Origin of the sequence: Bacteroides sp. (assembly GCF_052357945.1) — a bacterium.
Taxonomy (GTDB): Bacteria; Bacteroidota; Bacteroidia; order Bacteroidales; family Bacteroidaceae; genus Bacteroides.
This window is the reverse complement of sequence record NZ_DAWCXD010000141.1, coordinates 1-12421: the sequence shown is the minus strand read 5'-3', so window position 1 is coordinate 12421 and position 12421 is coordinate 1. Positions and strand designations below refer to the sequence as shown.

Below are 12421 nucleotides of genomic sequence, written 5' to 3'. Positions count from 1 at the left end.
TATGACCTCGGAGTACTTGACGGAGTGACTACCAACCCTTCGCTGATGGCGAAAGAAGGTATCAAAGGAACGCAGAATCAGCGTGAACATTATATCAAGATATGCAAGATTGTCAACGGAGATGTCAGTGCCGAAGTGATAGCAACCGATTATGAAGGAATGATTCGTGAAGGTGAAGAACTTGCCGCGCTCAATCCGCATATTGTAGTAAAAGTCCCCTGCATTGCCGATGGCATTAAAGCGATCAAACATTTCACGGAAAAGGGAATCCGTACTAACTGTACATTAGTCTTTTCAGTAGGACAGGCATTACTGGCAGCTAAAGCCGGAGCTACCTATGTTTCGCCTTTTGTCGGTCGTCTGGACGATATTTGTGAAGATGGAGTAGGGCTTGTGGGAGATATTGTACGTATGTATCGTACCTATGATTACAAGACACAAGTGCTCGCTGCTTCTATCCGCAATACGAAACATATTATCGAATGTGTGGAAGTGGGAGCGGACGTTGCTACTTGTCCGTTGAGTGCTATCAAGGGTTTATTGAATCATCCATTGACGGATTCGGGATTGAAGAAGTTTCTGGAAGACTATAAAAAAGTCAATGGTTGAGTAAGTAATGAAACTTGCAATATATTAAAATTTTTAGGCACGGATTACACGGATTTCACGGTCTTTTGAATAATGGTATCATAAAACAACTGTGAAATCTGTGAAATCCGTGTTATTTACTCAGGTCTTAGAATTCCGTGCCTAAAGAATATTTGTTTTTTCGGGTAGCTGCTCATTACTCTTTTTTCCGTTCCTGTTTTCTCTTCTCCTTATATTGAGTTGGCGTTTCTCCTGTATATTGTTTGAAAGCCGTACTGAAATAGCGTGAAGTAGTGAAGCCGACCTTCTCGGCAATTTCCGTGAACGACATGTCCGTACTGGTGATTAATGTGATCGCTTTCTCCATCCGGAATTTATTAATGTAATCATTGGCTCCCATATCGGTCAGAGCTTTTAGCTTATTGTAAAGGGAAGCCCGGCTCATACCTATCTCCTTGCAGATAAAAGTGACGTCCAGATTGCTGCTATCCAGATGTTCCTGAATAATTTTATTCAGTTTCAGCAGAAATGTTTCATCTGCCTGGCTGAAAGTGCTCTCTTCCGGCGCAGGGACTAATCCTGTATTCAAATATCTTTTCTTGATAGATTCGCGGTTTTTCAATCGGTTGCGAATGATTTCCATTAGCATTTCTATCTCAAAGGGCTTAGTCAGATAAGCGTCCGCCCCATTCTTGTAGCCACTCAACTGACTTTGTTTATCATCTCTTGCTGTCAGCAGAATGATAGGAATGTGACTGATCGTAATATCTTCCTTTATATTTTTGCAAAGTTCATATCCATTCATTCTCGGCATCATCACGTCACTGACGATAATATCCGGAGCATGATTTCTAGTCAGTTGAAGGGCTTCCACACCATCGGAAGCAATCACTACCCGTTTGAAATATTCTCCCAGTGACTTTTTCAGAAAATCCGTCAAATCCGGATTGTCATCCACCACTAGAATACTGTAAGGACTCGTATCGAACGTATTTTCCTCCGGTAACAGTTCTTTGCTATCATCGTTCATCAATTCGTTTAGATATGCTTTCGGCTGACAGACGATCTCTTCCGATTGTTGTCTTAAGGGTAGTTCAAAGAAGAATGTTGCACCAGCTTCCTGATTATCCCGTGCACCGATGGAGCCTCCGTGTAGTTCTACCAGAATCCTGGAATAAGATAATCCGATACCTGTACCGCTTTGCTCTCCTGTACCTTGATAGAAGCGGGTGAAGAGCTTCTTTGTATTTACTTGTTTCAATCCGTTTCCCTGATCTATGATGGAGATACGCACGCTGTTTTTTTCGGAAAGAAACTCCGATGTAATTGTTATTTCTGCATCTTGTGGACTGTGTTTTAAGGCATTGATAAGCAGATTACTTAGAATAATCTCACACTTATCTTTATCGAAACTTACAGTATTGACCTGTGGGTCAAGCTGATAGCGGATACGGACGTTTTTAGCTTCACCTTCGCTGACGAAATCTTGGGATACATGTTCAATCCATTGATTGAGAGCATACGGCTGTATCTGCAATTTACTTTCCCCAACCTCCATTTTGCGTACATCGAGTACCATATTAATAAGGTTTTTCATTCGCTGTGACTGGCGATAGATTGCTTTTATAGGTAAATATTGTGTATCTTCGGCAGAAAGCGATTTCAGTATCCGGCTAAGCGGTGCGTGTATGAGCGTTAAAGGTGTGCGCAACTCATGACTGATATTAATAAGGAAACGTACTTTTTCTTCATATACCTGTTGTTCATGTTCCTTCATTGCCCATTTCAGTTTTTCTTCCTTACGCTTTAGAGTTCTTCGGAAAGTTTCAATAATAGCGGCAGCAGTAAGAACGGTACAGCTAAGAATAAACCACCATGTCCGATACCAGGGAGGGAGAATGGTTAGTTCCAGTACTTCCTGACTGGGAATCCAACTGCCATCTTTAGCTGTACATGAAGCCATAATCTTATAACTTCTCGGAGGAAGTGAACGTATAGCCAGTTCGGGATTGTATGATTCGATTTGCTGGTCATTCAGCCCTTCTATCTGGTATCTGTACACTTTCTGTCGGAAAATGTCCTTTTCTTTCGACATGATCCGGATAGTGATATTACTGTTCCAGGGAGCGGAGATCCCTGTTGGGCGATTGGTTAATTCGTTATTCACGGATTCTCCATTGATGATGACATCGGATAATTGGAGTTGGGGAAGTTCAGAAGTTGTTAATGGTATTTTGCAGTTAATGTGCAGTAAACCTTTTACTCCACCCATATAGACGTCTCCCTGCATACTTAACAGGCGGGGTTTGGAAAGATATTCGTTCTGGATTACGCCGTCTGATTCGCCGAATAGAACGAACTTTTTTTCTTTGATAAGCCAAGCGAAAAGCATGCTGTCAGCTCCTATCCATACTTTTCCTTGCTGGTCGCATACGATCAAAGTGATTTCACTAAATAGAGAGGTCGGGATCGGAGTCTGTATTTTGGTGGCGGGATTGTAGTGTACCAATCCGTAATTGTTCCCAATCCAGAAGTTTCCCTCTTCGTCTCTTGAAACGGAGTTGATGGTCGTGTCTTTCCAGCATCTGTATAGGGCTTTCAGCCGGTTTGTATGGTTGTCCAGTTCATATATGTGCTTCGTATCATTTAGATAAGTGGTGTTCCTATAATTGCCGATTGGTAGGAGAGCACCGATAATATCTTGTTCTTCCTGTTCTATAGCCGTACTGAAAGTACGTGTATTCAAATCATATATATAGATATGTTCTCCAAGGAACAGAATGCTGTGATGAGTGTTCCGGAGTAGATTTACAGCCTTGCCTCGATTGCATAAGAGTGCTGTTGTTTCAGCGTCGACAATGGTGAAAGGTTGTTTTTCTCCAGTTGCCGGATTGAAAATAAATACTCCTTGTGAGAAAATAGAAATTAATAATTTACCGGGAGTAAACTGACAGATAGAGGCAACTTTGTCTTCCCAGGTTGAGGGATAATGAGTAAATTTCTCTGTGAGCGGATTAAAGTTGTTGATACCTCCTCCGTCCGTGCCTACCCAGATTTGATCTTGAGATTCCTGGAAAAGACTTAGAACGGTATTGTTGCTAAGTCCCCGGTCGTTGCCGGGTGGTACGTCTGTATATGTTTTCATGGAAACTTCCCGGATGCTGATTAGTCCGTTGCGGATGCTGCCTGCCCATATATTGTTGTTGTGGTCGTTGTATAGGCATAAGATAGAGTTGGCGGGAAGTGAATAGTTGTCACTTCCGGGCACATGTTCCAGCAGAGAAAAATGTCCGGTTTCCGGGTCAAGAATATTAATGCCTCCTCCGTCTGTTCCAATCCAGATTTCTCCTTCCCGTTCGGCGAGACTTAGTACAACATTGTTACTTAGAGAAGAGTTGTGGGTAGTATATGTAGCCAGTAGTTTACCGTCGTGTGTCAGGCAGTTCAGCCCTCCGTTGTAAGGGGCTACCCAGATTCTTTTTTGTGAGTCTATGAGTACGTTCATTATTTCCTTTCCGCAATCGAAAGGAGGACGGCGGCATTTTCCGGTATTCAGGTCGAGCAGGAGTAGTCCTTGCCAGCGACTACAACAAAGTAATGTTCGTTTATCCCATAGACTTAGCAGAGTCACATTATAATTGGGCTCTAGGTCAAACGTTTGCAGGAGGCGGAAAGTGGCATCCTGATAATTATAGAAAAAGATTTTATTTTTCGAACCGAATAACACTCCATCATCAGTCAGGCAGACGGAATAGGCGATGATATTATTTCCTGTTTCATCAGTCGGTATAAGAAAGTCATCGCTTTGCCGCTGATAACGTGCCACTCCCTTATCTGTCAGAATCCATATATTGTTTTGTACATCTTCTATCAGCTGGTAGATTAAATTGTGAGGAATGGAATGAGGGTTGTTTGACTGATGGACATACTTTTTAAGTTCATGTCCGTCATATCGTCCCAGTCCGGAGCGGGTTCCAATCCATACAAAACCTTGTTCATCCGTTAAGATGCATCGTACGGTAGAAGGCAGTCCGTCTTTTAGTGAGATTTGCTTATAGTAATAATGACCGGCTTGAAGAGGGGAGATGCCGATAAACAGTGTGATAAATGCGATGCATAGTAGTAAAAAGGTCTTTCTTCTCATGAGATTAGGTCAGTTAAACTAAAACAAAGATAATACATTCGGATGAATGTTTGTTGAAAAGCAAACTTATTTTGTATTCCTTCAGGTAAAAGAGTTATATATAGTTGCTTTTCTCTATTTAATTTTGTATCTTTAAAGCTTTCCGTCCTTAAAGATAAGTTGTCCCCTTGTAATGGGATAATAGTCATCTTATAAGGTGCTATTTATCATTCTATAAGATGACATTTGTCCCATTATAAGGGGATGACTACTCGACTGCATAAACTATTATAAATTTCTGCACTGAAAACCTTTAATCCCTGCACTGAAAATCCTTCCATATAATGAGAATTGCTAGGTTGCTATCTTATATTCATTCGGAGCCATCCCTACCACTTTTTTAAATAATCGGCTTAAATGATGCGGATATTTAAAGCCTAATTCGTAAGCGATTTCACTGACCGATTTATTACCTTCAATCAGCAATTCTTTAGCACGGTCGATAGTGGTCAACTGGATATATTCTTGTGCTGATTTTCCGGTTTCTTTCTTAATAAGATCACCGAAATAATTAGCGGATAGATGCAGCTGGTCGGCGCACCATGCAACCGAGGGTAAACCGAGTTGCTGGGGCTTATCCGAAGCAAAATAATCACGTAATAAACCCTCAAAACGGGTTAGTGAGTCTTTGTTCACAGTTTCACGTGTTACGAACTGACGGTCGTAAAAACGGACGCAGTGGTTGAGTAATACTTCGATATTGGCCGTAATGATTTGTTTGGAGTGTTTGTCAATGGCGTGTTGCAGCTCTTCCTTAATTTCGTGGAAACAGTTAATGATAATATGCTGTTCGCGTTCGGACATGTGCAATGCTTCGTTCGACGAGTATGAAAAGAACGAGTAATCTGCCATGCGACGCCCGAGAGAGGTGCCACGCAGCAAATCGGGGTGAAACATCAGACACCATCCTTTGTACCGATACGATACTTTGTCGTCATCAACACCGGCAACCTGTCCCGGTGCAATAAAGACTAACGTTCCCTCTTGGTAATCATATTGGTTACGTCCGTAAAGTAGCGGGCCGCAATCAATATGTTTGAGGAAAATGCAGTAAAAACCAAAATTCTTCAGACAGTGGCGGACACTCTCTAATTCCGAAAAATCGACTACGCTTACTAATGGATGAACAGTCTCTACTCCCAACAGTTCGTTGTAGTCTTGCACCGAATCTAACTTTATGATTGTTCCCATACTCTATTTTTTTTCTATGGCAAAGATAGCAGAATTTTATATACAAGCAATCTTTCGGTAGCAGAATCAGTAATATCGGTTAGTGATTATGTAATTTGTGTTATTCTGCTGAAAGCAAGCCATATCCAATCAGTAAAATTGGTATTTGAAACCGTAATCCGTCTATGGACGCGCTTCTATTTATCACATAATTTTGCATCATCGAAAGTTGGTAATTTGAATCATTTAAATAACGAGAGTATGAAGTACAGAAAATTAGGAAACAAGAAATTGCAAATGTCCGCTATCGGACTGGATGTTGGCTCTGGGCTGTTTAGTCCGTTTAGAAAAAGGGTTATAATGAAAAAGTACATTTTAGGAATATGGATGGTTTGTCTTGCCTCTTTAGGCATGGCACAAATCCCGAAAGCAGAACAAGTGATGAATAAGAAGCAGCAATATATCGTAGAGGTTGCCGCCCTTGTGGGTAAAGGAGACCTTGCAAAACTGAGACCAGCCCTCGTTGCAGGATTGGAAGACGGAATGACCGTCAATGAATTGAAAGAGATAATGGTTCATTCTTATGCTTATTGCGGTTTTCCGCGAGCTCTTCGCGGATTACAGACTTTTGTCGCCGTACTCGATGAGCGTAAGGCAAACGGTATTGAGGATAAAAGAGGGCGTGAAGCTTCACCAATTACCGATACCCGAAGCAAGTACGACCGCGGACGGGATATACTAGCCAGGATTTCGGGTGCACCGGTTGATGCTCCGAAAGCGGATTATGCTGTATTGGCTCCCGAGATTGAAGTGTTTCTCAAAGAACATCTTTTTGCCGATATTTTCGAACGTGACGTGCTGACCTATTCCGAACGTGAAATTGCTACCGTAGCAGTATTAGCTGCCGTTGGTGGGGTAGAACCAATGATGAAAGGCCATATAGGTATTGCTTTGAATGTGGGCGTTACGCCCGACGAATTGCGCCATTTGCTTGCCATCGTTGAGAAGCAGATAGGTCGTGACGAAGCTGATGCCGGACGGATGGTGCTGGATGAAGTATTGCAAAGTAAAGGATTAATAGTCAATCCCGGGACACCGGTTGTAGTCGTGGAAAATGGAGTGAAGAAACAGAAGGTTACATTTCACAACCGTTTTCTGATTGATGTGGTTGGTGATCTTTATCTCCCTGCCAATTATGATCCGGCAAAGAGATACCCGACACTGGTTGTCGGTCATCCTTTCGGTGGTGTAAAGGAACAGACTTCGGGGCTTTATGCACGCCGTCTGGCTGAACAGGGGTATGTTACACTGGCATTTGACGCTTCCTATTATGGTGAAAGTGGTGGTTATCCGCGGCGTATAGAGTCTCCCGAAGTACGTGTGGAGGATTTCAGTGCAGCAGTTGATTTTCTGTCGAATCATCCGGCGGTTGATATTGATAAAATCGGGGTGATTGGTATTTGTGGTGGCGGATGCTATTCGGTGAGTGCTGCGCAAATAGATCATCGTATCAAAGCTGTGGCAACAATCAGCATGTACGATATGGGACGTGCCCGCCGCCAGGGTGTAGGCGATTCGATGACTTATGAACAACGGATGGCGTCACTCGACGAAATCGGTCGTCAGCGTACGATAGAATTTGGCGGGGCAGGCCGTAAAGATATCCGCGCCCTGCCGGAGAAGGTGGATGCTTCGACACCCAAATACGCTCTCGACTTCCTCGATTATTATGATAATCCTGCGCGTGGACAGCATCCTAACTCTACGGCCTATTATTCTTATACGAGCCTTGCGCCGATGATGAACTTCTTCCCGTTTGTACAGATTGAAACGATTTCACCACGCCCGTTACTTTTCATCGCAGGAGAGAATGCCGTATCTGCCTATTTCTCGGAAGATGCCTATGCAAAAGCTGCAGAACCCAAGGAGCTGTTCGTTGTACCGGGTGCTACCCACGTCGATCTTTACGACCGTCCGGAATATCTGAAAATAACGCTTCCCAAGTTGGATAACTACTTCAAACAATACCTAAAATAACGACTCAGTATGAAACAACTATTTATAATTGCTGTTGCGGCGCTGATGAGTGCTTGCTGTAATCAAAATGAGAAAGAGATGGAAGCCACTGTTCAGAAAGATGTGTTCTCCAAAGGCTCTTTGATAGTAGATAATCCGAACTTTACGGGTGAGGCATGGCTTGAAAGATTTGTCGCGGCGACTGATTCAATGGACTGCACTGTCAGTAATGTAACTTTCGCGCCGGGTGTGCGCAATAGCTGGCATTCGCATCCGGGCGGTCAGATTTTGCTTTGTACTTCAGGGAAGGGATATTATCAGGAAAAAGGAAAAAGCATACAAGTGCTTCATCCCGGTGATGTTGTGAGAATCGCTCCCAATATAGTACATTGGCACGGTGCGGCGGCTCCCGACAGCGAGTTTACACATGTTGCCATCGGTACACAGGTTTCGAAGGGTCCGGTCGACTGGTTGGAACCGGTAACGGATAAAGAGTATAATGAATTAGAGCGGGCTGAAGAATAAGCAAAATGGGTGTTTCTGTCTTTTGGGAAGGCAGGAGTAGTGTAAACTGATAATAATATAATTAAACGATATGGGAACAGATAAAAGGATCAGCCGTAGAGAAGCTTTAGCACGAATGGGCATGATGGTTGCCGGAGCCGCCGCCTCATCCATAGGATTGCCAGCTTTGACTTCTTGTGCTGAAAAACCACAGAAGAAGCGCATCATTTTGTATTTCACTGCCACGGGAAACTGTTTACATGCTGCCCGCCAATTAGTGGAGTCGGAAGAACAGTTGTTGAGTATTCCGCAAATGGTAAAGCAGAACCGGTATGAGTTTGAGGCTGATGAAATAGGTCTTGTTTATCCGATATACGGTCATATGCCGCCTAATATGGTGAGGAATTTCATAAAGAAAGCAAAGTTAAAAGCAGCATATAAGTTTGCAGTGCTCACTTATGGAGCGAGGAAATGCGATTCGGTAGAGATATGGAACGATATATCGAGTAAGGCTGGCAACAAATTCGACTATATCAACACGCTCATCATGGTGGATAACTGGCTGCCGAACTTCGATATGAATGAACAGATAAAAATAGACAAACATATTCCGGAGAACTTGCGGCAGATTACCGAAGACTTATCACAAAGGCGGCATTGGCACGAACCGGTAAGTGAAGAAGAACGGCAGATGCACGCTGGATTCATGGCACGTTCAGGGCTCGACCCGGAAGTCGGTTTTCTCAAAAGGAGCGAAAATTATTTTGTTGTCACGAAGAATTGCATTGATTGTGGAGCTTGTACGGATGTCTGTCCGCGTGGAAATTATGAGTTTACTTCAAACGGCATTAAAATGCAGGGGGATTGTGATTTCTGTTTTGCCTGCATTCAGAATTGTCCGCAGAAAGCTATTCAATTCAAGAAAAATGACGAGGACCCTTTGTTGGCAAATGGTGAACGAAATCCGAATGCCCGATACCGGAATGAATATATCTCGCTGGTGGATATAAAGAGAGCTAACAGACAATAAAAAGAGGTGTAATTACTTAAAAACAATATGTATGAAACGATTATCTATAAGTTTATTCATCCTTCTTATGTGGGTGAGTAGTTTTGGGCAGAATGTATCTGTAACCGATACGCCGCTTGCAATCGTTAAACAGGGCAGTTTTGCTGTTGGAGGAACAGTTGTTCAACACTCTGGCGCATACGATAACAGTAAATTTACCGGTTTCGGTACGCCTATCGAACAAGGGCAGAGTTATCATGCGGACCATGCTGTTGTCGATTTCCAAATTCCGGTCGATGCTTATCGGCTTCCGTTGGTCTTCATCCATGGTTATGGACAGTCAGGACGTTGCTGGCAAATGACACCTGACGGACGTGAGGGATTTCAGACATTAATGTTGCGGCGAGGCTTTGGCACTTATGTTGCTGATATGCCCGGTCGTGGGCGGGCAGGACGGACAACTGCTGAAACAAAATTAGAACCGAAGGCAGACGAGCAATTCTGGTTTGATATTTTCCGTATCGGTGAATGGCCGGCTTTTAATAAGGGTGTACAGTTTCCGACTGATTCTGCATCGCTTGAACAGTTCTTTCGCCAAATGACACCTGACATCAGTCGGCACGATATGAAAACCGACCTTACAGCACTCGATGCTTTGTTCGGTCGCATCGGTGAGGGAATTATCGTAACACATTCGGCAGGAGGATTTCCGGGATGGCTGGCAGCTATCGAAAATCCGAATATTCGGGGGATCGTATCTTACGAGCCGGGAACGTATGTTTTTCCTGAAGAAGAAGTTCCTGAACCGATGCCGGGTTTGACGGGAACACTTAAGGGAGTAAGTGTGCCGATGGACGATTTTATGAAACTGACAAAAATTCCAATTGTCCTTTATTTCGGTGATTATATTCCTGAAGAAGTAACCGATAAACTTGGCGGTGAGAATTGGCGGGTACGGCTTCAGATGGGGCGTAAGTTTGTGGAAGCAATCAATCGTCACGGTGGTAATGCTACATTGGTTGAACTTCCTAAAATGGGTATTCGGGGCAATACACATTTCATGATGTCTGACCTTAATAATATTGAGATTGCAGATTTGCTGACCGAGTGGCTGCATCATAACAAATTGAATAAATAATATAAAAAACAACGTATGAGAAAGTTACTTTTAATCCCCTTTTTATCCCCTTTTTATTCTTTTCCCTGACAATAGCGGCTGCTTGTTCAAAGAATGATGATAATTCTGTTTCGGGGACGGAACAACCGGACACTCCCGATCAATTATCTGGCAACAGTAAAATTTTGGTTGCTTATTTCTCTGCAACAGGTAATACGCAAGCGGTTGCAGAACGTATTGTAGAACTACTTGGGACTGATGTATATCGTATCAGGGCATCTGTTCCTTATGCCTCGAATCCCTATGACGACAGCGACCGTGTTCAAAACGAAGCTTACAATGATTTACGTCCGGGGGTAGCCAATCTGCCTGCTGCCGAAACGATCGCGCAGTATGATACGATTTTTGTCGGTTCGCCTTGCTGGTGGCACCAACCTGCTATGGTTGTTTGTACCTTTCTCGACAATTATGATTTGAGCGGTAAAACGATTATTCCGTTTATCACTTATGGCGCAACAACTTATCTCAACGAATCAATGCAGAAGATTTACAAACTGACTCCTAATTCGAAACATATCCCGGCAACTCTTCCGGAGGATCTTGATCCGGATGATATTACGACTCCCGGACGCCCTGATGATGACGGGATCGATATGCCCGGTCGTGCCAGCGGGGTAGAAGCATGGTTGAGAAGAATGGGAGTAACGATTGAATGAGTCATGTACCATGTCATCGGAATAAAGACCTATACACCACGGATTTGGTAAAGTAGGCGGTTTTTATCAGCGGGAAGATAGTATTATTTAGCTAGATTCTCTATCTTTGCTCGAAAATATACGACTATGATTATTGAAGAACTACAGAAACTTTATCAGTCATATACGGGCGTTCCCGCTGAAAACATAACAGAATTACCGTCTTCCGGTTCCAACCGCCGTTATTTTCGGTTGACGGGTATTCAGCCGTTGATTGGAGTCTACGGGGCTTCAATGGATGAGAATGAAGCATTTCTTTATATGGCGGGGCACTTCCGTAAGTGCGGTCTGCCTGTTCCCGAAGTTCGCATTGTCTCGGAAGATAAAACCTATTATTTGCAGGAAGATTTGGGAGATGCTCTATTGTTTCATGCCATAGAGAAAGGACGTGCTACCAGTGTCTTTTCAGAAGAGGAGAAAGAGTTGCTCCGCAAAACGATTCGTCTGCTTCCTGCTATTCAGTTTGCCGGGGCCGATGGATTTGATTTTTCCCGTTGTTATCCTCAACCGGAGTTCAATCAACGTTCCATTTTGTGGGATTTGAATTACTTTAAATATTGCTTCCTGAAAGCTACCGGTATGGAGTTTCAGGAGGATAAACTGGAAGATGATTTCCAGAAAATGAGTGATGTCTTGCTTCGTAGTTCTTCCGCTACTTTTATGTATCGTGATTTTCAGAGCCGTAATGTGATGATAAAAGATGGCGAACCATGGTTTATTGACTTTCAAGGAGGACGTAAAGGCCCGTTCTATTACGACATAGCCTCTTTCCTGTGGCAAGCGAAAGCGAAATATCCCGATAGCCTCCGTAAAGAACTGTTGCAAGAGTATATGGAAGCTCTTCGCAAATACCAACCGATTGACGAATCCTATTTTTATAGCCAGCTTCGCCACTTTGTCCTTTTCCGTACGCTGCAAGTGCTGGGAGCCTACGGTTTCCGTGGTTACTTTGAAAAGAAACCGCATTTTATCCAAAGTGTTCCCTATGCCATCGAGAACCTGCGTGAATTGTTGAAAGAAGAATATCCGGAATATCCGTATCTCTGTAACGTTTTGCGGGAGCTTACCGGACTGAAACA

General features: G+C 43.3%; 9 protein-coding genes. 7 read left to right on the top strand and 2 right to left on the bottom strand.

Annotation, left to right across the window (positions count from 1 at the left end):
* Positions 1–609 (top strand): transaldolase family protein (locus ACT8YW_RS18730; protein ID WP_444106734.1); only part of this gene is annotated, 609 nt, incomplete at its 5' end.
* Positions 610–784: 175 nt separating this feature from the next.
* Here the strand turns inward: ACT8YW_RS18730 and ACT8YW_RS18725 are convergent.
* Both ACT8YW_RS18725 and ACT8YW_RS18720 read right to left on the bottom strand, forming a co-directional pair.
* Positions 785–4732 (bottom strand): hybrid sensor histidine kinase/response regulator transcription factor, encoded by a 3948-nt coding sequence (locus tag ACT8YW_RS18725; protein ID WP_444106732.1) that lies wholly within the window; start codon positions 4730–4732, stop codon positions 785–787.
* Positions 4733–5065: 333 nt separating this feature from the next.
* Positions 5066–5962, bottom strand: a complete 897-nt coding sequence (locus ACT8YW_RS18720) for a helix-turn-helix domain-containing protein (RefSeq protein ID WP_250700985.1) — start codon at positions 5960–5962, stop codon at positions 5066–5068.
* A 339-nt stretch (positions 5963–6301) separates the two neighbouring features.
* On the opposite strand from ACT8YW_RS18720, the gene ACT8YW_RS18715 reads away from it, so the two are divergent.
* The 6 genes from ACT8YW_RS18715 to ACT8YW_RS18690 form a co-directional block, all read left to right on the top strand.
* Positions 6302–7978: an alpha/beta fold hydrolase gene (locus ACT8YW_RS18715; RefSeq protein WP_444106738.1), complete on the top strand. Its 1677-nt coding sequence runs from the start codon at positions 6302–6304 to the stop codon at positions 7976–7978.
* A 9-nt stretch (positions 7979–7987) separates the two neighbouring features.
* The gene (locus tag ACT8YW_RS18710; protein ID WP_444106729.1) at positions 7988–8482 is read left to right on the top strand and encodes a cupin domain-containing protein; all 495 of its coding nucleotides are present in this window, start codon (positions 7988–7990) and stop codon (positions 8480–8482) included.
* Positions 8483–8552: 70 nt separating this feature from the next.
* Positions 8553–9491, top strand: coding sequence for an EFR1 family ferrodoxin (locus tag ACT8YW_RS18705; RefSeq protein ID WP_195355270.1), 939 nt, complete (start codon positions 8553–8555; stop codon positions 9489–9491).
* 31 nt (positions 9492–9522) lie between these two features.
* Positions 9523–10608: an alpha/beta hydrolase gene (locus ACT8YW_RS18700; RefSeq protein ID WP_444106727.1), complete on the top strand. Its 1086-nt coding sequence runs from the start codon at positions 9523–9525 to the stop codon at positions 10606–10608.
* A gap of 65 nt (positions 10609–10673) precedes the next feature.
* Entirely contained in the window at positions 10674–11303 is a 630-nt protein-coding gene (locus ACT8YW_RS18695; protein WP_444106736.1) for a flavodoxin, read from the top strand.
* 126 nt (positions 11304–11429) lie between these two features.
* Positions 11430–12421, top strand: a 992-nt coding sequence (locus tag ACT8YW_RS18690; protein ID WP_444106725.1) for an aminoglycoside phosphotransferase family protein, incomplete at its 3' end; no start/stop codon positions are given.